Consider the following 22502-nt stretch of genomic DNA (forward strand, 5'->3'; position numbering starts at 1 on the left):
ATACGGATTAGCAACTGACAACTAAGATGCACGAGCATGAACATCCGTCTGTAATGCGAATGACAACTCTCAGCCCCGAAACCCGCGATATGCTTCACGCATTGACTTGGTACATGACGGCACGGAAGACCGCGCTGCGTGCAGCCTTGTCGTTTCGCACGCCACTCACCGAGATCGCGCTCACAGATATGCGCGTGCAGTACGGCACCTATTTCCAGAACCTGTTGTCGGCAACTGAGCTAATGCGCGAACCGACGCCGCTGCCGCCAAAATCCTTCGAGACTGAGTTGTATGCGCGGTTCGTCTTCCCTGGGTTTCAGGATGGCAAGTCGAACTATGAATACATTAAGTACCTGAGGAACGCCATCATCCATCGCGGATACGACATTACATCCGCCGCACACGTGAACGGTGATTTCCTGATGCCCGTCGCGGAACCAAGCTTCCAAAACAATGCGACGAACCCAGCAAATATCAAGACGTTCCACGCCTTCGACAAATACGTATTGAACATCATCACGAAGTGTGAATCGGTGATCGGTGGCGTGATCTTTGACACATTGAACAACGCAGGAGTCTTCCAAGCGACCGTTGATCCGCAAGCCGCTATTGCGGAAATTCGCACCGCGGTTCAGAACTCGCACGTGATGCCGGAATGGGCCAAAGCGATGTCGGCAGCTTCGGAACTCAAACCCGAGTGGTTCATCGATATAAACAATTCAATGAAGGACAGGCTGCGCGAAGCTCTTGCGCCGTGCGACGCATTGAATCCGGCATAAAGAGTCAATAACGAGCGACCGCAAGTGGCTGGAAGTGCTCATTGTGGTGTTCACCAATAAAGCTGCCGTTCGGTATTATCGTAACAATCTGAACGTCGGCTTTGTGGAATTTCCATTGAAATGGGGCAATCGGCCAAGAGTGGAAGTCGGGTAAATTACTTCAAAGCAGCCGTAGGCAAGAGATGCTCATAGGGTGGCAGTCGAGAGTACGGCCGGTACAATCCATATGTCATTGCACTTACCAAATATAGCCGCCATCTATTCACGCAACCATTTTTAGTGACTACTAGATGTCTCTATTGGTGAACCTTACAGGTTGATGCCACCACAAAAAATATGGTGCCACTGCAGCTTAAACAGAATTAATGCCATCTACTTTAAGTTATACGCCTTAGCGTAAGGAGTTGAGATAAGTGATCACCGAAATACGCATGGATAAAGTCGCCAGCTACAAGCACACGACGAGCCTTGTTACCGACAAAAAGATCAATTTGATCTACGGCCTAAACGGCGCGGGAAAATCAACAATATCTAATTTTCTTTACTCACCTGATGATCCAGAATTCAGCTCTTGCAGTAAGACACTAACCCAAGCTACACCAGTTTTAGTCTACAACCAAAAATTCATAAGAGATAATTTTTTTGTCACTGACAACTTAAAAGGAATTTTCAGCCTCTCAAAAAACAACACAGAAGCTGAACAAAGAATTGCAGTAGAAACGAAAAAGCAAACGCAACTAGAGCAGACGCTTCAGTGCAAATACAACGAAAAAGAACAAACAAACCAGACATTAATCACTCAGAAACAGCAAGCTACAGAAGAAGTCTGGAGTATCAAAAAAACATACACAGGTGGAGATCGAGTCCTTGAGTACTGTCTAAAAGGTCTAATGGGGAAAAAAGAAACACTGTTTGAGCATTTGATAAATATTACAAAACCAGCCCTCGAGCCGACAAGAAACATACAAGCAATACGAAATGATGTGGATGCACTCAAAGGTGATGAGGCAAACTCTCAGGATCTATTGTCGGATATTAAATTCGAAGCGCATGATATCGAGTCTGATAAACTTTTCAGCACGTCTATACTTGGCAATGCTGACAGTGAGGTTGCGGCACTGATTGAGCAGATAGGAAATGCAGATTGGGTCAAACAAGGTATTGAATTCCTAACTAATGGTGTTGGTGAGACTGGGACACAATGTCCATTCTGCCAAGAGGCGACTATCACCCAAAAATTCGTTGAAAGCGTTAGATCGTATTTCGATGAAAACTATCAGGTGCAACTGGATGCGTTAACTACAATGCAGGAGAAGTACCAATTTGCTATTGAGTCTTTGCCTGGGGTTGCTGCATTTACAGATCACCCATTCGCACAAGAGCATAAGAGCTCACTTTTGAGTAAGTACCATTTACTCGTCACGACCATGCAATCCAATTCCGGAAAAATAGGTGAAAAAATTAAAAGTCCAAAGGTTATTGTAACTTTGGCCGACACATCCAGTTTGGCAGAAGATTTTAATTCAGAAATTGCAGCCATCAACAAGATAACAAATGAATACAATCAAAAATTGCAAAACCGCGAAGAATCACTGGAGAATCTAAAAGAAGAGTTTTGGCTGCTGATGCGGTGGCAATACGACCAAACAGTATCTCGGTTTGAAAAAGATCAGCAAGCTGCAAATCAGAAGCTTAAGGCCTTGAATGCTGAAATAGACAAAACAGACGCCGATCTTGCAAGAATTAAGGAACAGATAGCAGAGATACAGAAGCAAACGGTGAACATTGACGAAGCGGTAGATTCAATCAATGCAGGCCTTGTAGATTTAGGCATAGCCGATTTCATTGTAAAAAAACACTCAGACAGTCTCTATCGGGTAGTGCGTACAGGAGCGAATAATGACGCTTTTCACTCTCTCAGTGAAGGCGAGAAGATGATAATCAGTTTTTTGTATTTTTGCGAGCTTTGCAAAGGCAAATCAAGTATTGACGACACCCACACTCAGCGCATCGTAGTGATTGATGATCCAATTTCTAGTTTGTCACACGTTTTCGTCTTTAACGTGGGGAGATTGATTCGTATGCTGTTCTTTAAAGATGATCGATTCTGCCAAGTGATTGTATTGACTCACAGCCTATATTTTTTTTACGAGCTGACCGAAACCAATCACGACCGTAGAAAGGAAACTCAAAAACTTTTCAGGTTAATAAAGCGCCCCTCTGGCAGCGAAATTCAAGAAATGAAGTACGAGGAGATACAGAATGACTACCAAGCATATTGGTCGGTCATCAACGACAACAACCAACCTCCAGCGCTTATCGCGAATTGCATGCGAAACATCATCGAGTATTTTTTCAATTTCGTACGTAAGAAAGACCTAAGCAATGTCTTTCAAATGCCTGAACTTCAAGATGCAAAATTCCAAGCATTTTGCCGATACATAAATAGGGAGTCCCACTCCCTTGGGCAAAACATTATTGACATGAAAGAATTTGACTACAAGACATTCAAAGATGGGTTGAGATTGATCTTCGAAAAAGCTGGATATCCAGACCATTACAAAGCCATGTCAAAGTGTTAGCGGTACGACGCCCCCCTGCTACTGAAAACGGGGGGACGTCGGGTATTCATGGCGCTCGGCCACATAGTTCTGCAGTCGAGCGGTTCTGCACGAAAGCCGCGCAGGCCGCACATTTCCACGTTCCTGACAGTCTGCTTTTCAATGCTGACTAGTTCCACTTTGGATCGGGAGCTGCCCTAGACAGCAATGGAAAGCGGACATCCGAGGCTAACCTGGCACCAGGGCAGCTGACAGCCCGATACCGGCCTCTCCATCCGATCTAGCTGAACGCCAGCTTTGGCCGACCTGCGGCCAGCCCCCTGGGTAAGTAGCCGCTCGTCGGCCTAAGCGGCCGTTGGCTGAAGTTTTAGCCAATGACTGCCACCAACCCAAAGCAGTCGGTGCCTTCATGAAAAAGCGGACATTAACGCAGAGCTAACCTGCGCTGCGAGACTTTATCGCGCAGCGTCCAGCGACCGAAGGAAGCGAGGTTGAGGGCCGTGTTAAAAATCATTTTTCAAGCTTGCCTTTGCAAAGGCGGACAAACTCTTCGTACTTTGGGACAAACAACGACGATTTTTCGTTGAGAACCTTAGCATCTTCGATAACTGATGCTGGTCTGGGTTGTCCCGTGGCCCTTTGTTGATCGGAGAAAACAGAGATCAGATCCCCGCTCCTGAGCGGTACTGTACGGCCGGCAATTTCTTTGGCTAGTTCTGATGCCAGCGAATAGATGGCTTTCTTTTTTGCTTCCAATTCATCGTCAAGAAACTCTTTATCCACACTGTCCCACGTCTCCACAAATGAATATAGCGGAGCCACATTGGACTTTGAGAACGAGCCTCCGAAGTCATGCTCTTTGAAAAATCTGGTGGTCTGATTTGGCGGGAGCAAACCTGTAAATGCACGAAAAAGCTCTTTGTCATGCATAGATGCGCTTTTTTCAGGGGCGACAAATCGGGTGCGTAGAGGGTCTTTCGCGAGTACGACACCCAACGCCGCAAGAAAAGCTAAAGCTGGTTCAAAGTCGGGTTGGTTGGCAAAGTAGCCTTTGAGAAACCAGGCCTCAGTTCCGACTAGAGCAGCCAAAGTAAAAAAGTCTTCGATAAATTTGCGCATGTGTCAGGTTGATTTCTAACGTTCGAGCCAACCCCGACCGCGGATGCAAGGTTGGGGGGCGGGGGGTTAGGCCTACTTTTTGCGGCGGTCGATTGCACGGTGTAGTTCTGCGGCCTTCTCAGGCAGCTCGTACAGCTGATCGAGTACGTGCTCCACGATCTCGATTGCGAGCTTCAGTTCGTCCGAGGATGGTCGAGCTAGCTCATGAACCGCCGAGTTTCCTAGGTAACGATGCTCATGCAGCGTCTGTGCGCTGGACTGAGTCAGCAGACCTTTCTCCTGGAGGCCAGCTATGCGACCTTCCAAATTGTCGCGTCGAACGACTTGCGTGCCGCCACCTTTTGCTGGTAGCTCGACCGGTCCGTCAGCTATGCCCTGCTGGGCACAAACGCCCTCTACTAAGGCTCGAAGCCCGGCGGCGCAAAGCGTTGGACTATCGTTATTGAAGCAGTCGATCAGTTCGGTGTAAATGCGACGCAGATTTGAAGGGACGTTGTGGTATGGCCGCGGGTTGATCGCATCCTTGTTTCTCAGCGGATAGACTCGCTCAGTGGTTCCGTCATCGTCGAAGTCTTGAGCCTCGGAGAACCAGCTTTGATGACGAAACGACACGGTCTCGCACCCTTGGCACTCGATGACCTGATATCGATCACTCCAATCGACGCTCCAACCTTCGCGCTCGTTGCTTTCCGATCCGGTCTTATCGAGAGAAACGGTTACCAAGTGGCGAGTGGAGCGCTTGCACTCGATGCAGTGGACCGAGACTATCTTGCCCTTGGTGCCGTTCTCAGTGGCCTTCTTTTCAGTTATCAACATGACTCTCCCAAATGGCTTCCACTAGGCCTAACGTTTGAAATCACCGGACGCTGCGCGGCTTTATCACGCAGCGTCCGGTGGGTTGATGGGTTGGGCGTCGCTGCGCCATTAGTAGTCGTGATTTGGATCGAATCTATAGTGCTTCGCTATGTAGCTGTATGCCCGATTGATTGCCTCAGTCAGGTCGGTCATTGTTGTCTCTAACTGCTTATCGAAAAGACCGAGGTTTATATCTCCTGCATGGACAAGAGCATTTCTTTGTTCGACAAGCGCCTCTATTGAGTCGTATAGAGGCACTCGGCGACGCCGGTATGGTTTGCGTAAGGGGGCTGCTAAGTCCAACTTTGGATCAAGTAGCTTGAATGTCTCGGCAATTGCACTTGGGCGTTGGAACGAAAAGAACTCGGCTACAGAGCGCTCAACCTGAACAGAACCTATTGCCAGCTTTTCTAGGTCTGCATGGCTTAGCTTCGCGCGTTTTAATGCTGTCTCCCGTTGCTTCGAGTAGCGAAGACATACCGAAAAAGTGGCCCGGAAAAATTCTTCCCAGACCGCGATCATGTATGGGACGAGCAAATTGTTTGAAAGCAGCCTGGGGTTCATCTCGTCAATGAAACCGAACCCTGTCGAGGAATCGCGAGCTATAGGACCCTCAAGCTTGCGATTCATAAGGTAGAACTTGGCTCTACCGAAATTATTGTGAAACCTCCACCTGGCCAAGTAGCAACCCGACGAGATGGGAGACGGTGGGGGTTCATCAGGACGCCAGTATCTATTGCGGCCTGCATCTGTTTCGAAGTGGCCGCCAAACAAATCCCGCAGGAGCTTTAATGTCCTATTTTGGTGGGTTAAATCCCAATAGCTGCGAGAAGCGGTTGATCGGGTCGTTACCTCTACCGGGCCTTTGGGAGTTTTGTAGATGTCTAGCTCAACTCCCGACCAGGATCGGTAGTCTGTTTCGTCGTACCAAAAAAAACCCGCGACACGATTTGGTACTTTCAGGCCGTCGCTCGCTTGTTTGTAGCCCAGTAGATCGATGATCTCCCTGACCTGGGTAACCGTAGTTGAATGCTGAAGGACGGAAGTGGAGGTGTAACTCATGTGCCAAGAACTCTAGACGCCCAGCCTTAAAATATAACGACCCTCGGTCAGTCATAACACTATTAATTAAGCGTCGGATTATACCCTGCAAACCCGCGCCAATCCTTGATCTTGCCAGAGCTGCATCCGTACAATAACAGCCCAGACATCATAGGGCAGGATTGCCTACAGGAGCCGGGGCAGTCCATATAATTGAGGATTGTGCAAAGGGCAGGCTGACTGCTCAGAAGCTGGAATCGAATGTCTGCATCTAGATGCCATAACCCACCGTCCGCAATTGGCCGATAGCAGTCATGCTAGCACAACAGCATGGTGACCGGTATGGCCGAACTGCCGTCGACTTGGCTGATGCACAGTAAGTTGGTCAGCCTAAGCAGACGTTCAGGTCCTAGGAATTAATGGTCGTAATGGCTCCTAATCCAGACTTTAATGCCGCATTCAGCGGCTTGTCCGTTGCAGTGCTTTGTTAGGCGAACGAAAATAAGACTGATTTCCTAAAAGCCATTTTGGATCAACTGTTCGCCCAACGAGTTTTTCAATAAATCTAGACTCAGTCCTTGCGTTCAAAAACGACAGGCCGCGTTTAATTTCAATGCCGTCGATATAGACATACATATTTTCGTAAAGATAATCACACCCCATCAAACACACAGGCATTACAATATATGGGTCTAAGCGCTCCGCATCATTGCAGTCTGATCTCGGCTTTTTGTGTGCAGTGACTAATGATTTTATGCTGAACTCTTGCCCACAGATAGCGCAGTTTTCATGTGTTTTATCCTTAAATAGCCACTCTTGTAATATGTGCTGCTCTTTTCTTGCTGTCTGCTCTCTTGTTTCATCTGTCCCAGCATCGAGAAGAGCCCTTAATCTGCGAAGATAGAATTCATACGTATCTATACGTGTGCCATTATTCAACGCTGCATTCCGCGGGCCAATTAGACTGTACACATAATGCCTTCGACCTTTTGTCTTATCTACATATACCAATGGAGAAAAATTTGTCGTTTTTACTATATGAGGTCTTCCGTAACCTTTTTGCGATAAATATTTGTCAAGCATGGGAAATGACGCGCTGTCGACGGAGTCAAAAAATGATATTAAGTCTTCTTCGATTTCATTGAGCTTTGTCGTTTCACCTATGAACTTCAGCCCAGAGTCAGAATTAACCATGTAGACAGAACTTCTTAAATATTCATCGATAATTTCTTTAGGTGGATATGGATATTTATTGCTCCTGCAGTCAAGGGCATTTCTATAAGATTCTGCTAGTCTAGAAGGGTCGCAACTCTCAATAAAGCCAAAAATTTTTTCGCTGTAGTTGATAATGGTGTTTGCTCTATTCTCAAAAATATACCAGTAATCATCGCCAACAACTCTAACCCAAGACGTAGGCGAGTTTGCAATTAGCAATGAAACAAGCGTATAGTGCTGGCCAAGCTCTTCTTTTATATAACTTAAATTCGCAATGCCGCAGCGACCAGGGAGGTCCTTTGCTTTTTTGATCAATACTCCAATTTCCTTGGCATTGGAATGTCTAATCAAAAATATGTTCTTGCTGGTTGCAATAGAGTTTCTCGTGGCTCTATTTAAATCTGGAGTGTAAAATTCGAATCCACAATCAAGGCTCATGTCATCAATTAGATTAAATATACCCTTTAGGTGACTTTCCTTGTTGATTAGCCCGGAGCTACAAGCATATTCTTCCAGCTCTGAGATCAGCCAATATTCTCTGGACTGTAAAATTTGAACAAAATCGTTTAGCGAAGGAATGGAGTCTTTGCTGACATTATCTCGGAATTTGGCATTTAGTAACTGCCTAATTCTTTCTCGGGTGCCTACATCAAATCGGTTTGCGGTTTCTTCTAATGTAGGCCAAGGCGATTCATTTAGGCCATAGTAGAATTTAATAATTTCAATATCTCTAGCCTTGTTGGCACCATCCTTGATACTGCGTTCTAGGTGTTCTATCAATTCACTTTCAATGCCCATCTGCACTCCTTGGTCGGGGAATCATTTTACGTTAAGCATACGTCATAAATGATGTGTTAAAACACGTCACTGCGACGACGAATACAGAACATCATGTGAATTGTATGAAATTTGTAACATCTTCTTCGTTGTTAGTCACCCTACAAACAGGGGAAATGTGTCACTTGGAAGTGGAGCCCACGGCTCTCCAGATAGCTCGAAGAGAGCTATGGTTTGCTACCGCTTAAGGTTGGAAACAGACTGCCTAGCTTGGGACCGAAAACGTCCGCTTAGGCCGACAAGCAGCCCCATCGATCCTTGCTATTGCGCACCGTCAAGCCCGGTAATCTCAAATGAAAAGAGGCCCTAGCGGGCCTCTTTATTTAGCACTACGGGCAAAATCGATCATGCCACTGTCGTGACAGACTTCATTACCTCGTGACAGACTTTATTCTCTTAGATCACAAGTCACCACTGCGGCCAACCTTTATTCCACGGTCACCGACTTGGCTAGGTTGCGTGGCTTGTCCACGTCGGTACCACGCGCCAGTGCCACGTGGTAGGCCAGCAATTGCACCGGGATGGAGTGCACGATGGGGCTGAGGATGCCGACGTGGCGCGGGGTGCGGATCACGTGTACACCGTCGGATTCGCTGAAGTGGCTGTCAGCATCGGCAAATACAAACAGCTCGCCGCCACGGGCGCGCACTTCCTGCATATTGGACTTCACTTTTTCCAGCAACACGTCGTTGGGGGCGATCACCACCACCGGCATGTTCTCGTCCACCAGCGCCAGCGGGCCATGCTTCAGTTCGCCGGCCGGGTAGGCTTCGGCGTGAATGTAGGAAATTTCCTTCAGCTTCAGCGCGCCTTCCAGGGCGATCGGGTAATGCAAACCGCGGCCGAGGAACAGCGCGTCGTTCTTGGCGGCGAACTGCTGCGACCAGGCAGTGATCTGCGGCTCCAGATTCAACGCGTGCTGCACGCTGCCCGGCAGGTGACGCAGCTCGGCCAGATACTGGGTTTCCTGCTCGGCGGTCACACGACCGCGGACCTTGCCCAGCGTTACTGCCAGCGCGAACAGGCTGACCAGCTGGGTGGTGAAGGCCTTGGTGGAGGCGACGCCAATTTCGGCACCGGCGCGGGTGTAGAACACCAGGTCGGAGGCGCGCGGAATCGCCGATTCGTGCACGTTGCAGATCGACAACGCGTGCTGGTGGCCCAGCGACTTGGCGTATTTCAGCGCTTCCATGGTGTCCAGCGTTTCGCCGGACTGCGAAATGGTCACTACCAGATGCTGGGGATCGGCAAAGGCGTCGCGGTAGCGGTATTCGCTGGCGATCTCGACATCGCACACCACGCCGGCGATGCTTTCGATCCAGTACTTGGCAGTCAGGCCAGCGTAATAGCTGGTGCCGCAGGCAAGGATCTTCACGCCGGTCAGTGTCGGCAGCACGTTGGCCGCAGCGGCGCCGAACAGCTCCGGTACAAAACCGTCATCGAGCACCACTTCGATGGTGTCGGACAGCGCCTTCGGCTGCTCGTGGATTTCCTTTTGCATGAAGTGGCTGTACGGGCCCAGCTCCAGCGACGCCAGCGACACGTCGGACACGTGCACCTTACGCTCCACTGGCTGGTCGTCCTTGTCGATCAGCTTCACGCCATCACGGGTTAGGTGGCCGATGTCGCCCTCTTCCAGGAACAGCACACGGCGGGTGGCGGACAGGATGGCGGAGACGTCGGAGGCGATGAAGTTCTCGCCTTCGCCCAGGCCGATCAGCAGCGGGCAGCCCATGCGTGCGCAGACCAGCTCGTCCGGACGGTCCAGCGCGATGACACCGATGGCATAGGCACCGGTCAGTTCGCGGGTGGCCTTGTGCACGGCGCGGAACAGGTCTTTTTCCTGCAGGTAGTACTGGTGCACCAGGTGGGCAATCACCTCGGTGTCGGTCTGCGATTCGAACACGTAGCCGGCGGCTTTCAGCTCGGCGCGCTTCTGTTCGTGGTTTTCGATGATGCCGTTGTGCACCACGGCGATCAGGCCGTGCGACACATGTGGGTGGGCGTTGTATTCGGTCACACCGCCATGAGTGGCCCAGCGGGTGTGGCCGATGCCAAGCTGGCCCTGCACGTTGTCGGCTTGGGCGGCAGCTTCCATTTCGGCGACGCGGCCAACCCGGCGCACGCGGGTGATCTGGCTACCGGCGTGCACGGCGATGCCGGACGAGTCGTAGCCACGGTATTCCAGGCGCTTGAGGCCCTCGACCAGTACGGAAACGATATTACGGTTGGCGATGGCGCCGACGATGCCGCACATGCGTTATCTCCTTGCAGAATCAGTTGGTGTCGGGGCGCAGATCAGCGTTACCCCCTTGGCTTGAATACTGTCCCGGGCTTCCGCCGACAGTGCGTCGTCGGTGACCAGGGTTTGAATACGTTCCCATGGCAGTTCCAGATTGGGAATGCGCCGTCCGATCTTGTCGGACTCCACCATCACCACCACTTCACGCGCCACTTCGGCCATCACCCGCGACAGCCCCACCAGCTCGTTGAAAGTGGTAGTGCCACGTGCCAGGTCGATACCATCGGCGCCGATGAACAACTGGTCGAAGTCGTAAGAGCGTAGCACCTGCTCGGCCACCTGCCCCTGGAACGATTCGGAATGCGGGTCCCAGGTGCCGCCGGTCATCAGCAGCGTAGGTTCGTTTTCCAGTTCGCGCAGCGCGCCGGCCACGTTCAGCGAATTGGTCATCACGATCAGGCCACGTTTATGACCTAGCAGCGGAATCATGGCGCTGGTGGTGGTACCGCTATCGATGATGATGCGATTGTGGTCGCGAATGCGTTCTGCCGCCGCACGGGCGATGGCGAGCTTTCGTTGCGAAACCTTGACCGGATCACCGGCATTGACCATTTCAGCCGGCAGCGACACCGCACCGCCATAGCGACGCAGCAGCAGACCACCGGTTTCCAGTAGCGCCAGATCCTTGCGGATGGTCACTTCGGAGGTAGTAAAGCTGCGCGTCAGCTCTTCGACGCTGACTTCGCCGCGCTCCTGCACCATGGCCACGATGGCATGGCGGCGTTGCTGAGTATTTCGCTTGGTCATGCAATGTTTCGTTTCGAAAGTTTTGCGAAATATAACAGCGAAACATGCCGCATGCAAGTGGTCGAATTACGATTCTGCGGCCAACCTTTGCTCTACTTTGTAAGCAAGAAAAAACCGCCCGGCTAGGCGCTAGGGCGGTTTTTCGCGACAGAAGCAGTAGTCAGCTTTTCTTCTGCGGACGCTGCCAGCCTGGAATAGTCAGCTGCTTGGCACGGGCCACCGTCAGCTGTTCGGCCGGCGCGGTGCGGGTGATCACCGAACCGGCACCGATGGTGGCGCCATCTTCCAGTGTTACCGGAGCAACCAGCATGCTGCCGGAGCCGACAAACACGCCATTGCCGATGGTGGTCCGGAACTTGTTCACGCCATCGTAGTTGCAGGTGACAGTGCCGGCACCCACGTTTACCTTGCTGCCGATGTCGGCATCGCCGATATAGGTCAGATGATTCACCTTGGAACCGCTGCCGATGGTGCTCTTCTTCACTTCCACGAAGTTACCGATATGCACGTGGTCGGCCAGTTTGGCGCCCGGACGCAAACGCGCATACGGTCCCAGTTGGCAGCCGGCACCGACTTCGGCCTCTTCCAGATGCGAGTACGGCGCGATGCGGGTACCGGCAGCCACGGTGACATTTTTCAGCACACAGTAGGCACCGATCTGCACGCCGGCACCCAGCTTGACGTGGCCTTCGAACACACAGCCGACATCGATGCTGACATCTTCGCTGTGCTCAAGTTGGCCGCGGATATCGATGCGCGCCGGGTCGGCCAGCGTCACGCCGGCAGTCAGCAGCGCACGCGCCTGGTTCAGTTGCAGCTGTCGCTCCAGCTCGGCCAGTTGCAGCTTGTTGTTCACGCCGGCAGCTTCCCAGCTGGCGGCCACAGTCACACCCGGCACCGCGATACCGTCGCGCACTGCCAGCGCGATCACGTCGGTGAGGTAGTACTCGCCCTGCGCGTTACCGTTGCGCAGCTCGGACAACCAGCCTTCCAGTCGCGCGTTCGGCAGCACCAGCATGCCAGTGTTGATCTCGCGGATCGCTTTCTGCTCCGCGTTGCAATCCTTGTCTTCCACGATGGCTACGATGTCGCCAGCATTGCGCACGATACGGCCGTAGCCGCTGGCATCGGCCAGTACGTCGGTCAGCAGCGACATGCCGCCATTAGCTGCGGCCAACAGCTGCTGCAGCGTGGCCAGGGTGGTGAGCGGCACATCGCCGTACAGCACCAGGGTGTGGCCATTCTTGGGCAGGTGCGGCAATGCCATCTTCAGCGCATGGCCGGTGCCCAGCTGTTCGGCCTGCAATGCCCATTCCACGTCCACATCCTGAATGGTGGCGCGCACCTGCTCGCCGCCGTGGCCGTATACCACCACGATCTTGGCCGGCTGCAGCTGGCGGGCGGTCGCGATAACCCGTGCCAGCATGGGTTGGCCGCCAATCGGGTGCAGCACCTTGGGCAGTGCCGAATACATGCGCTTGCCTTTACCGGCAGCAAGAATGACTACGCTGAGGGATTCCATGAATGCGTCCGCGACAATTCGATGTAGATAGCCCGCCATTATGCGGGGCTTTGCAGAAATGAAAAAGGCTGCCACTTGCGTGGCAGCCTGCGACTATACACCAACGCTTTCGCGTTATCAGTGCACGCGCTTGCGGAGGTATTCCAGCGCCTTGAGTTGGGCGATGGCCGCTGCCAGGGCAGCATGGGCCTTCGCCGTATCCAGGTCGTCGGTAGCGTGCTTGAGGGACTCCTCGGCAGCACGTTTGGCCTCGTTGGCGCGAGCTTCGTCGAGATCCTCACCGCGGATCGCCGTATCGGCCAGAACGGTAATGTGGGTAGGCTGTACTTCCAGCAGACCGCCGGAAACAGCCACCAACACTTCGTCCTTGCTGCCCGGTACTGTCAAACGCAGTACGCCGGGCTTGATACGGGTCAGAAGCGGCACGTGACGTGGGTAAACACCGATTTCGCCTTCCAGCGCCGGCGCAACCAGAAACTCGGCTTCGCCGGAGTAGATCTGCTGCTCGGAGCTGACCACTTCCACATGCATCTTGGCCATGAGCCGTCTCCTTGATTACAGGGTCTTGGCTTTTTCCGCAGCTTCGTCGATACCGCCAACCATGTAGAACGCTTGTTCCGGCAGGTGGTCGTATTCGCCGCTGAGAATCGCCTTGAAGCCCTTGATCGTTTCCTTCAGCGGAACGTACTTGCCCGGGGAACCGGTAAATACTTCAGCTACGTGGAACGGCTGCGACAGGAAGCGCTGGATCTTACGCGCACGGTATACGGTGAGCTTGTCTTCTTCAGACAGTTCATCCATACCCAGAATCGCGATGATGTCACGCAGTTCCTTGTACTTCTGCAGGGTGGACTGTACGCCACGGGCAACGGAGTAATGCTCCTCGCCCACAACCAGCGGGTCCAGCTGACGGGAAGTGGAGTCCAGCGGGTCAACGGCCGGGTAAATACCCAGCGACGCGATGTCACGGGACAGAACCACGGTCGCATCCAGGTGGGCGAAGGTGGTAGCCGGAGACGGGTCGGTCAAGTCATCGGCAGGTACGTATACGGCCTGGATGGAGGTAATGGAACCATCCTTGGTCGAGGTAATACGTTCCTGCAGACGGCCCATTTCTTCCGCCAGAGTCGGCTGGTAGCCCACTGCGGACGGCATACGACCCAGCAGTGCCGAAACTTCGGTACCGGCCAGGGTATAACGGTAGATGTTGTCCACGAAGAACAGAACGTCACGGCCCTTGCCGTTGGCGTCTTTTTCGTCACGGAAGTGCTCAGCCATGGTCAGACCGGTCAGCGCTACACGCAGACGGTTACCCGGCGGCTCGTTCATCTGGCCGTACACCATTGCCACTTTATCAAGGACGTTGGAGTCCTTCATTTCGTGGTAGAAGTCGTTACCTTCACGGGTACGCTCACCAACACCAGCGAATACGGACAGACCGGAGTGTGCCTTCGCGATGTTGTTGATGAGTTCCATCATGTTAACGGTCTTGCCCACACCGGCACCACCGAACAGACCTACCTTACCGCCTTTGGCAAACGGGCACAGCAGGTCAATAACCTTGATGCCGGTTTCCAGAAGTTCGGTTGCGGAGGACAGTTCGTCGAACTTCGGCGCTGCCTGGTGAATTGCGCGGGTATGTTCGGAAGCTACCGGGCCGGCTTCATCAACCGGCGTACCCAGTACGTCCATGATACGACCCAGAGTGGCGGCGCCAACCGGTACCGAAATCGGTGCACCGGTGTTGTTGACTGCCATGCCACGCTTCAGGCCGTCCGAGCTGCCCATAGCAATGGTACGCACAACGCCGTCGCCCAGCTGTTGCTGGACCTCAAGCGTCAGGTCTGCGTCAACCAGCTTCAGGGCATCATAAACCTTTGGCATGGCATCGCGCGGAAACTCCACGTCGACGACCGGGCCAATGATTTGTACGATTTTGCCTTGGCTCATTATCGGTTCCTAACTCAATAAACTTTTACAGTCTGCGACGGTTATACCGCTGCGGCGCCAGCCACGATTTCCGACAGCTCTTTGGTAATTGCTGCCTGACGCGACTTGTTATAAACCAGACGCAGTTGCTTGATCGCGTTACCGGCGTTGTCCGTTGCTGCCTTCATGGCCACCATACGGGCAGCCTGTTCGGAAGCCATGTTCTCGGCGACTGCCTGATACACGACGGATTCCAGGTAACGCTTGACCAGAAACTCCATGACGTCGGTGGCACTCGGCTCGTACACGTAATCCCAAGCGTGGGAGTGTTCGACAACCATGTGTTCCTCGGTCAGCGGCAGCAACTGTTCCAGCGCCGGCTCCTGCTTCATCGTATTAATGAAGCTGGAGTACACGAGATAAACCGCATCCAGTTCGCCTTCAGCGTACTGTTTCAACAGCACCGTAAGCGGGCCAATCAGTTTGTCCATCTTGGGCACATCGCCCAGATGCACTGCGCTTGCCACAACGTTCAATTTGGCGCGCTGGCTGGCGGCCAGGCCTTTTTGGCCCAGGGCGCACACCTGCACATCGACACCTTGTGTCTGCAGCTCGGTAACCTTGGCATAGAAGCGTTTGATGATGTTGGCGTTAAGGCCACCACACAAACCCTTGTCCGAAGTTACAACGATAATGCCGGCACGCTTGATTTCGCTGCGACGGGCAAGCAGTGGGTGCTCCAGATCCGTATTGGCCGAAGCCAGGTGCGCCATGACAGCACGCACCTTCTCGGCGTAAGGACGGGCAGCGCGCATACGCTCTTGCGTTTTGCGCATCTTGGAGGTCGACACCATTTGCATAGCGCGGGTGATCTTCTGCGTGTTCTGCACGCTTCGGATCTTGGTGAGAATCTCTTTACCGACTGCCATATCCTGAACCTTTCTTTAACTCGAGGTATCCGAAAGACTCAGCTTAGAAGCTGTAGCCAGCCTTGAACGATTCGATCGCCTTGGCCAGTACTTTTTCATTGTCGGCAGACAGGTCACCAGACGCATCGGTCGCGCTCAGCACGTCGGCGTGGTTAGCACGCACGTAGGCCAAGAACGCAGCTTCGAATGCCAGGGCACTCTTAACCGGAACGTCTTCGTAGTAACCCTTGTTCACCGCCCACAGCGTCAGCGCCATTTCGGCGGTCGACAGGGTGGAGAACTGTTTCTGCTTCATCAGCTCGGTAACCACTTCACCGTGTTGCAGCTGCTTGCGGGTTGCTTCGTCCAGATCGGAAGCAAACTGCGAGAAGGCTGCCAGTTCACGGTACTGGGCCAGAGCCAGACGAATACCACCGCCCAGCTTCTTGATAACCTTGGTCTGAGCCGCACCACCCACGCGCGATACCGAGATACCGGCGTTAATGGCCGGACGGATACCTGCGTTGAACAGATCGGTTTCCAGGAAGATCTGACCGTCGGTAATGGAAATTACGTTGGTCGGAACGAATGCGGAAACGTCACCAGCCTGGGTTTCAATGATCGGCAGCGCGGTCAGGGAACCGGTCTTGCCTTTCACGGCGCCAGCAGTCAGCTTTTCTACTTCGTCCTCGTTGATGCGGGAAGCGCGTTCCAGCAGGCGGGAGTGCAGATAGAAAACGTCGCCCGGGTAAGCTTCGCGGCCCGGCGGGCGGCGCAGCAGCAGGGAGATCTGACGGTAGGCTACAGCCTGCTTGGACAGGTCATCGTATACGATCAGCGCGTCTTCACCGTTGTCACGGAAGAATTCGCCCATCGCGCAACCGGAGTACGGTGCGATGAACTGCAGAGCAGCGGCTTCGGAAGCGGTAGCAGCAACAACGATGGTGTGACCCATGGCGCCGTGCTCTTCCAGCTTGCGTACCACGTTGGCGATGGAAGACGCTTTCTGACCTACGGCAACGTAGATACAAATAACGCCAGTGCCTTTCTGGTTAACGATCGCGTCCAGTGCAACGGCGGTCTTACCAGTCTGGCGGTCACCAATGATCAGTTCGCGCTGACCGCGGCCAACCGGAACCATGGAGTCGATAGACTTCAGGCCGGTCTGCATCGGCTGCGATACGGACTGACGGGCAATAACGCCCGGAGCAATCTTCTCGATCGGGGAAGTCTTGGTCGCGTTGATCGGGCCTTTGCCATCGATCGGCTGACCCAGCGCGTTTACCACGCGGCCAACCAGTTCACGACCTACCGGCACTTCCAGAATGCGGCCGGTACACTTCACTTCCTGACCTTCGGAAATGTGCTCGTACTCGCCCAGGATCACGGCACCTACGGAGTCGCGCTCCAGGTTCATGGCCAGGCCGAAGGTGTTGCCCGCAAACTCGAGCATTTCACCCTGCATGACGTCTGCCAGACCATGGATACGAACGATGCCGTCGGTCACGGAGATCACGGTACCTTTGGTACGGGACTCTACGCCTTCGGACAGGTTCTGAATCTTGGCCTTGATCAGATCACTGATTTCAGAGGGGTTCAACTGCATGATCTCTCCTAATTCTTGAGGCTTGCGGCCATTGCCTGCAGTTTGCCGCTGACGGATGCATCGATCACGTCGTCACCAATCAGGATTCGTACGCCACCGATCAGTTCCGGTACTTCACGCACGACAATGCGTACGGATTTGGCGTATTTCTGACTGAGATTTGCGGTCAGTTCGGCTTGCTGGGCATCGGTCAGGGCAAAAGCGGTTTCGACGGTAGCGTCGATTACACCTTCAGCCTGTGCTTTCAGCACTTCAAACTGGGCGGCAATTTCCGGCAACAGCGTCAGACGGCGGTTTTCGATGAGGGCCACCACGAAGTTACGTACTTCGTCAGTCGCCTTATCACCCAGCACGTCAAACAACAGCGCCTCAATCTCTTGCGCGGTATGTTTCGGGTTGGTGACGACTTGCGTCACGTCCGGGTTCGCCACCATGGCAGCCAGCCACGCGAGAGCTTCCGACCACTTGCTCTGGGTCTGCTGCTCGGTGGCGAGGCTGTATACCGCTTCGGCGTAGGGCCTTGCTACGGTAATGAGTTCTGCCATGAGTTAATTAAAACTCCGCTTTGATGGAGGCCAACAGATCCGCGTGCTTGGCAGCATCGATCTCTTTGCGCAGGATTTTTTCTGCGCCGGCTACGGCCAGACCAGCAACCTGCTCGCGCAGGGCTTCCTTGGCACGCAACACTTCCTGATCGATCTGAGCCTTGGCGTCCGCCACGAGTTTCGCACCTTCGGTACGAGCCACGTCTTTGGCTTCTTCCACGATCTGGCTGGCACGCTTTTCAGCAGCGATAACGAGCTCGGTAGCCTTTTGCTTGGCTTGGCGAAGTTCGTCAGCGACGCGCTTTTCAGCAGCTTCCAGATCTTGTTTGCCGCGTTCTGCAGCGGCCAAGCCATCAGCGATTCGCTTGGCACGCTCTTCCATCATGTTGGTAAGCGGAGGCCAAACAAACTTCATGGTGAACCATACCAGGATGGCGAAAGTGATCGCCTGGCCCAGTAGTGTTACGTTGAATTCCACGCTTGTTTTCCTCCAGTGTGGTTACGACAACAACCGTTTCCGCTTAAAAATTAAGCGCCAGCTTTCAGTGCAGCTACAGCAGCGGTCAGGAACGGGTTGTTGAAGGTGTACAGCATTGCAACACCCACACCGATCATGGAAATGGCGTCCAGCAGACCAGCGATAATGAACAGCTTGGTTTGCAGAACCGGGATCAGTTCCGGCTGGCGAGCGGAGGACTCCAGGAACTTGCCACCCAGGATGGCGAAGCCCAGAGCGGTACCGATAGCGCCGAGGCCGATGATCAGGGCTGCAGCCAGTGCGGTCATGGACTGGATCTGAGAAACGAGAGCTTCCATTTAAATCTCCTAAAGACTAATGCAAGGATGGTTTGAGAAAAGGTACTAAAAAAACACAAAAAATCAGTGATGCTCGACTGCCAGACTCAGGTACACGATGGTCAGCATCATGAACACGAAAGCCTGCAGGGTAATAACCAGAATGTGGAAGATGGCCCACGGCGCACCCAGCGCCCACTGCACACCCCACGGCAGCAGTGCGATCAGGATGAAGATCAGTTCGCCGGAGTACATGTTACCGAACAAACGAAGCGCCAGAGAGATCGGCTTGGCGGCCAGTTCAACCAGCTGGAACGCGAAGTTAACCGGCGCCAGGATGATGATCATCGGCAGGCTTTCGGCATGGAACGGCGCGGTGAACAGCTCCTTGATCCAGCCACCCAGGCCCTTGGCCGAGATGGAGAAGCCGATGATGCACAGCATCACGGACAGCGACATGGCAAAAGTAGCGTTAACGTCGGCAGACGGCACCACGCGGAAGTAGACATGGTGCGGGTCGTGGCCGAGAGCGGCACCAACGTTACCGGCGATCCACGGCAGCAAATCCACCGGCAGCATGTCCATGGCGTTCATCAGGAACACCCAGCAGAAGATAGTCAGTGCCAGCGGAGCAATAACCTTGCTCTTGGCATGGAAAATTTCTTTTACCTGGGTATCGACCATCTCGACGATGGACTCTACAAACAGTTGCAGACGGCCCGGGTTTTCCAGTTTAGCGTTACGGGCAACCTTGGCAAAAATGCCGACAAACAGGAAGCCCAGCAGCAGGGAAATGGAAAAGGTATCGACGTGCAGACTCCAGAAACCGCCCTCGTGCGAGGAGTTCCAGAACGTCAAGTGGTGCTGAATATACTCAGTTGCGTTACTTGCCATTGCGTTGGTCTCGATTATTGCTCAAAAGCCCGAACCAGTAGCCGGATGTTGCGGCGATATAGCCTGCAAACAGTCCCGCTACGGATAAATCCTTGAAAAATGCGAACGTGCCCGCAAATAACAGAACAGTGGCAACAAACTTCACTGCCTCCGCCTGATAGTGCGCCCGCATCAATTCCGGCGGCGCTGCACGCTGCACCTTGCCGGCGATCCGCACATAAAGCAGGGCGGGCAAGATAGCACACAGCCCGCCAATCAGCACAGACATCGGAACACTGGGCACTGCGCCGGCGATGAGCACACTCACCAGCATGGCCAGAAGGGTTAGTCTGACCTGCGCGCGCAGCACGCGCTTGGCGTCCGGATTAATCATGTCTGAATCTGAAAAAATCGAGCGATTATAGGCTTGAGGTGACGAGAGCGTCAACTTTGCCTCCCGTCATCTGGATAAATGTAACCAAGTTGTCAGCAGCTTGATTTTGCTTGAAGTTTTTCAAGTAGTCCGTCAAGTTCATCCAGGCTTGCATAGTCGATAATCAGCTTGCCGCCCCCCTTGCCGGAATGGCGAAACGATACCGACATTCCCAGACGGTCAGACAACAACTCCGCCAAGCGATCGATATCCGGATCGCGACGCGCTGCAGTCTCTGCCTTGCGGCCAACCTTCTCGCCCCCCGGCGCCGACTGAACCCGTTGTTCGACCTCGCGCACGGTAAGCCCATCCGCCACGATTTCTTGCGCCAACGCCACCTGCTCGATCACCGGCAACGGCAGCAGCGCCCGGGCATGCCCCATCTCCAGCTGGCCCTGATGCAGCATATCCTGCAGTGGCTGCGGCAGTGCCAGCAGGCGCAGCAGGTTACTGACCGCGCTACGCGATCGCCCCAGTGCCACGGCCGCTGCCTCATGGGTAAGATCAAACTCGGCAATCAGCCGCTGGATACCACGCGCCTCTTCAATCGGATCCAGATCCGCGCGCTGGATATTCTCGATCAGCGCCATGGCCAGCGCCGCCTCGTCCGCCACACTGCGCACCACCGCCGGGATCTCCTGCAAGCCGGCCATTTTGCTGGCGCGCCAGCGACGCTCGCCGGCAATCAACTCATAGTCGCCCAGCCCCACCTCGCGCACCACCACCGGCTGTATCACGCCCTGCGATTTGATCGATGCGGCCAACTCCTGCAGCGCTTCGTCTGCCATGAAACTGCGCGGCTGGTATTTGCCGGGGCGGATGCGATCCAGCGGCAGCGAGGTCAGGCGATCGTCCGCCGCCTCGACCGTGGAGAGAAGCGCGTCCAGGCCGCGCCCGAGTCCTTTCAGTTTGGCCATGATTTATTGCTCGGTAGATTCGGTTTGCGGCTCCAGGCGGGCGATGAGTTCGCCAGCCAGGGCCAGATAGGCTTGCGAGCCGCGGGCGGTACGATCGTAGACGATGCCGGGCAAGCCATGACTTGGCGCCTCGGCAAGACGGATATTGCGCGGCACCACGGTCTCGAACACCTTGTCGCCAAAATGGCGCGCCAATTGCTCGGACACCTGTTGCGACAGATTGCTGCGCGCATCGAACATGGTGCGCAACAGGCCCATGATTTCGATACGCGGATTGACGGCGGCGCGCACCTTGCGCAGGGTGCCCACCAGATCGGTCAGCCCTTCCAGCGCGTAGTATTCGCACACCATGGGGATCAGCACGCCCTGCGCCGCCACCAGGCCGTTAAGGGTCAGCAGGTTCAGCGACGGCGGGCTGTCGATCAGCACGTAATCGTATTGCTCGGCCACCAGTTCCAGCGCGTTCTTCAGCCGCGCCTCGCGCGCCAGCTCCTGCACCAGCTGCACTTCGGCGGCGGACAGGTCGCGGTTGGCCGGCAATACATCGTAGCCGCCTTCCTTGGCCGGACGACGCACTTCCTCGATGCTGTTTTCTGCCAGCAGCACGTGGTACACCGACAACGGCAGATCGCTCTTGTCGATACCGCTGCCCATGGTGGCATTGCCTTGCGGGTCGAGGTCGACGATCAGCACGCGCCGCCCCTGCTCCGCTAGACCGGTCGCCAGATTGACCACCGTGGTGGTTTTGCCTACCCCACCTTTCTGGTTGGCAACGGCGATGATACGGGCTGTCATTTTGCTACCACGCGTACCAGATGGCGCTCGGCATCCAGCCCCGGCACCTGCAACGGACGGACTTCCGATACCGCAAAGCCTTCCGGCAGCTGGGCGATTTCCTCGTACGGGTACACCCCCTTCATCGCTACGAACTGGCCATCTGCGGCCAACAGGTGGCGCGACAATTTGACGAAATCGCCCAGCTCGGCAAAGGCGCGACTGGTGATACGGTCGAATTTCTGCTCCGGCTGATACGCCTCGACGCGACCGGTAATCACCTCCACGTTCGGCAGTTTCAGCTCGATGGCCGCCTGGCGCAGGAAGGTGGTTTTCTTGTGGTTGGCATCCAGCAGCACCACATGCAGATCCGGACGGGCGATGGCAGCCGGAATGCCAGGCATGCCGCCACCGGAACCAACGTCCAGCAGCCGGGTACCACCATCCAGTTGCGGCACCAGCGTCAGGCTGTCCAGCAAGTGGTAGCTGACCATGCGCTCTTCCTCGCGAATGGCGGTGAGGTTGTAGGTCTGGTTCCACTTGGCCAGCAGGCCCAGATAACCTTCCAGCAAGTTGATCTGCTGTTCGCTCAGTTCCAGGCCGATGGCGGCCAACCCTGTCGTGATGTCTGCGCGGTGCGTCATGTCGTTTGCAATGAATGTCGGAATTCGTGGATCGCCCGATTGTAGCGGGTATCAAAAACAAATGCGCCCCGAAGTCGGCACTCCGGAGCGCACTGCAGCA

21 protein-coding genes are annotated in these 22502 nt (G+C 54.3%); 2 read left to right on the forward strand and 19 right to left on the reverse strand.

The features are described from left to right. Positions 1–59 precede the first annotated feature (59 nt). Together HU218_RS16575 and HU218_RS16580 are read left to right on the forward strand one after the other, a co-directional pair. Positions 60–779, forward strand: coding sequence for a hypothetical protein (locus HU218_RS16575; RefSeq protein WP_217450863.1), 720 nt, complete (start codon positions 60–62; stop codon positions 777–779). Positions 780–1210: 431 nt separating this feature from the next. Continuing rightward, on the forward strand, positions 1211–3361 hold the full coding sequence (locus tag HU218_RS16580; RefSeq protein WP_174876052.1) for an AAA family ATPase: 2151 nt from the start codon (positions 1211–1213) through the stop codon (positions 3359–3361). Between the two features lie 489 nt (positions 3362–3850). Here the strand turns inward: HU218_RS16580 and HU218_RS16585 are convergent, their stop codons facing one another. The 19 genes from HU218_RS16585 to rsmG all read right to left on the reverse strand — a co-directional run bounded on the left by HU218_RS16585 (position 3851) and on the right by rsmG (position 22402). Continuing rightward, positions 3851–4459 carry a hypothetical protein gene (locus HU218_RS16585; protein WP_174876053.1) on the reverse strand — a complete coding sequence of 203 codons (609 nt, stop codon included), beginning with the start codon at positions 4457–4459 and terminating at the stop codon, positions 3851–3853. A gap of 72 nt (positions 4460–4531) precedes the next feature. After that, a complete protein-coding gene (locus tag HU218_RS16590; protein ID WP_174876054.1) occupies positions 4532–5275 on the reverse strand; it encodes a DUF4145 domain-containing protein in 744 nt (247 codons plus the stop codon). A 108-nt stretch (positions 5276–5383) separates the two neighbouring features. Next, on the reverse strand, positions 5384–6376 hold the full coding sequence (locus HU218_RS16595; protein ID WP_174876055.1) for a hypothetical protein: 993 nt from the start codon (positions 6374–6376) through the stop codon (positions 5384–5386). Positions 6377–6814: 438 nt separating this feature from the next. Continuing rightward, positions 6815–8368: a hypothetical protein gene (locus tag HU218_RS16600; RefSeq protein WP_174876056.1), complete on the reverse strand. Its 1554-nt coding sequence runs from the start codon at positions 8366–8368 to the stop codon at positions 6815–6817. A gap of 466 nt (positions 8369–8834) precedes the next feature. Next, positions 8835–10664 (reverse strand): glutamine--fructose-6-phosphate transaminase (isomerizing), encoded by a 1830-nt coding sequence (glmS, locus tag HU218_RS16605; protein WP_174876057.1) that lies wholly within the window; start codon positions 10662–10664, stop codon positions 8835–8837. A 3-nt stretch (positions 10665–10667) separates the two neighbouring features. Further along, positions 10668–11456, reverse strand: a complete 789-nt coding sequence (locus tag HU218_RS16610; RefSeq protein ID WP_174876058.1) for a DeoR/GlpR family DNA-binding transcription regulator — start codon at positions 11454–11456, stop codon at positions 10668–10670. A 160-nt stretch (positions 11457–11616) separates the two neighbouring features. Continuing rightward, on the reverse strand, positions 11617–12978 hold the full coding sequence (gene glmU / locus HU218_RS16615) for a bifunctional UDP-N-acetylglucosamine diphosphorylase/glucosamine-1-phosphate N-acetyltransferase GlmU (RefSeq protein WP_174876059.1): 1362 nt from the start codon (positions 12976–12978) through the stop codon (positions 11617–11619). A gap of 117 nt (positions 12979–13095) precedes the next feature. Further along, positions 13096–13518 carry a F0F1 ATP synthase subunit epsilon gene (locus HU218_RS16620; RefSeq protein WP_088966117.1) on the reverse strand — a complete coding sequence of 141 codons (423 nt, stop codon included), beginning with the start codon at positions 13516–13518 and terminating at the stop codon, positions 13096–13098. A gap of 15 nt (positions 13519–13533) precedes the next feature. Beyond that, positions 13534–14928 carry a F0F1 ATP synthase subunit beta gene (gene atpD, locus HU218_RS16625; protein ID WP_174876060.1) on the reverse strand — a complete coding sequence of 465 codons (1395 nt, stop codon included), beginning with the start codon at positions 14926–14928 and terminating at the stop codon, positions 13534–13536. 41 nt (positions 14929–14969) lie between these two features. Then, positions 14970–15836 carry a F0F1 ATP synthase subunit gamma gene (gene atpG, locus HU218_RS16630; protein WP_174876061.1) on the reverse strand — a complete coding sequence of 289 codons (867 nt, stop codon included), beginning with the start codon at positions 15834–15836 and terminating at the stop codon, positions 14970–14972. 43 nt (positions 15837–15879) lie between these two features. Next, a complete protein-coding gene (gene atpA / locus HU218_RS16635) occupies positions 15880–17421 on the reverse strand; it encodes a F0F1 ATP synthase subunit alpha (RefSeq protein WP_174876062.1) in 1542 nt (513 codons plus the stop codon). Positions 17422–17429: 8 nt separating this feature from the next. Then, positions 17430–17966: a F0F1 ATP synthase subunit delta gene (locus HU218_RS16640; protein WP_174876063.1), complete on the reverse strand. Its 537-nt coding sequence runs from the start codon at positions 17964–17966 to the stop codon at positions 17430–17432. A gap of 7 nt (positions 17967–17973) precedes the next feature. After that, entirely contained in the window at positions 17974–18444 is a 471-nt protein-coding gene (locus HU218_RS16645) for a F0F1 ATP synthase subunit B (protein WP_174876064.1), read from the reverse strand. Between the two features lie 50 nt (positions 18445–18494). Then, entirely contained in the window at positions 18495–18782 is a 288-nt protein-coding gene (gene atpE / locus HU218_RS16650) for a F0F1 ATP synthase subunit C (protein ID WP_174876065.1), read from the reverse strand. Positions 18783–18845: 63 nt separating this feature from the next. Continuing rightward, positions 18846–19655 (reverse strand): F0F1 ATP synthase subunit A, encoded by an 810-nt coding sequence (gene atpB, locus HU218_RS16655; protein ID WP_174876066.1) that lies wholly within the window; start codon positions 19653–19655, stop codon positions 18846–18848. Beyond that, the gene (locus tag HU218_RS16660) at positions 19645–20082 is read right to left on the reverse strand and encodes an ATP synthase subunit I (RefSeq protein ID WP_246211383.1); all 438 of its coding nucleotides are present in this window, start codon (positions 20080–20082) and stop codon (positions 19645–19647) included. The genes atpB and HU218_RS16660 overlap by 11 nt, the downstream gene beginning before the upstream one ends. A 38-nt stretch (positions 20083–20120) precedes the next feature. Further along, complete coding sequence (locus HU218_RS16665; protein ID WP_174876068.1) at positions 20121–20984, reverse strand: ParB/RepB/Spo0J family partition protein; 864 nt, start codon at positions 20982–20984, stop codon at positions 20121–20123. A gap of 3 nt (positions 20985–20987) precedes the next feature. Continuing rightward, a complete protein-coding gene (locus tag HU218_RS16670; RefSeq protein WP_174876069.1) occupies positions 20988–21779 on the reverse strand; it encodes a ParA family protein in 792 nt (263 codons plus the stop codon). After that, on the reverse strand, positions 21776–22402 hold the full coding sequence (gene rsmG / locus HU218_RS16675; RefSeq protein WP_174876070.1) for a 16S rRNA (guanine(527)-N(7))-methyltransferase RsmG: 627 nt from the start codon (positions 22400–22402) through the stop codon (positions 21776–21778). The genes HU218_RS16670 and rsmG overlap by 4 nt, the downstream gene beginning before the upstream one ends. Positions 22403–22502: the final 100 nt, after the last annotated feature.

Origin of the sequence: Vogesella oryzae, from assembly GCF_902829295.1 — a bacterium.
GTDB lineage: Bacteria > Pseudomonadota > Gammaproteobacteria > Burkholderiales > Chromobacteriaceae > Vogesella > Vogesella oryzae.

Coding starts and splice junctions, on each gene's coding strand:
- HU218_RS16575 (WP_217450863.1), top strand. CDS start 60: ATGACAACTCTCAGCCCCGAAACCCGCGATATGCTTCACGCATTGACT.
- HU218_RS16580 (WP_174876052.1), top strand. CDS start 1,211: ATGGATAAAGTCGCCAGCTACAAGCACACGACGAGCCTTGTTACCGAC.
- HU218_RS16585 (WP_174876053.1), bottom strand. CDS start 4,459: ATGCGCAAATTTATCGAAGACTTTTTTACTTTGGCTGCTCTAGTCGGA.
- HU218_RS16590 (WP_174876054.1), bottom strand. CDS start 5,275: ATGTTGATAACTGAAAAGAAGGCCACTGAGAACGGCACCAAGGGCAAG.
- HU218_RS16595 (WP_174876055.1), bottom strand. CDS start 6,376: ATGAGTTACACCTCCACTTCCGTCCTTCAGCATTCAACTACGGTTACC.
- HU218_RS16600 (WP_174876056.1), bottom strand. CDS start 8,368: ATGGGCATTGAAAGTGAATTGATAGAACACCTAGAACGCAGTATCAAG.
- glmS (WP_174876057.1), bottom strand. CDS start 10,664: ATGTGCGGCATCGTCGGCGCCATCGCCAACCGTAATATCGTTTCCGTA.
- HU218_RS16610 (WP_174876058.1), bottom strand. CDS start 11,456: ATGACCAAGCGAAATACTCAGCAACGCCGCCATGCCATCGTGGCCATG.
- glmU (WP_174876059.1), bottom strand. CDS start 12,978: ATGGAATCCCTCAGCGTAGTCATTCTTGCTGCCGGTAAAGGCAAGCGC.
- HU218_RS16620 (WP_088966117.1), bottom strand. CDS start 13,518: ATGGCCAAGATGCATGTGGAAGTGGTCAGCTCCGAGCAGCAGATCTAC.
- atpD (WP_174876060.1), bottom strand. CDS start 14,928: ATGAGCCAAGGCAAAATCGTACAAATCATTGGCCCGGTCGTCGACGTG.
- atpG (WP_174876061.1), bottom strand. CDS start 15,836: ATGGCAGTCGGTAAAGAGATTCTCACCAAGATCCGAAGCGTGCAGAAC.
- atpA (WP_174876062.1), bottom strand. CDS start 17,421: ATGCAGTTGAACCCCTCTGAAATCAGTGATCTGATCAAGGCCAAGATT.
- HU218_RS16640 (WP_174876063.1), bottom strand. CDS start 17,966: ATGGCAGAACTCATTACCGTAGCAAGGCCCTACGCCGAAGCGGTATAC.
- atpE (WP_174876065.1), bottom strand. CDS start 18,782: ATGGAAGCTCTCGTTTCTCAGATCCAGTCCATGACCGCACTGGCTGCA.
- atpB (WP_174876066.1), bottom strand. CDS start 19,655: ATGGCAAGTAACGCAACTGAGTATATTCAGCACCACTTGACGTTCTGG.
- HU218_RS16665 (WP_174876068.1), bottom strand. CDS start 20,984: ATGGCCAAACTGAAAGGACTCGGGCGCGGCCTGGACGCGCTTCTCTCC.
- HU218_RS16670 (WP_174876069.1), bottom strand. CDS start 21,779: ATGACAGCCCGTATCATCGCCGTTGCCAACCAGAAAGGTGGGGTAGGC.
- rsmG (WP_174876070.1), bottom strand. CDS start 22,402: ATGACGCACCGCGCAGACATCACGACAGGGTTGGCCGCCATCGGCCTG.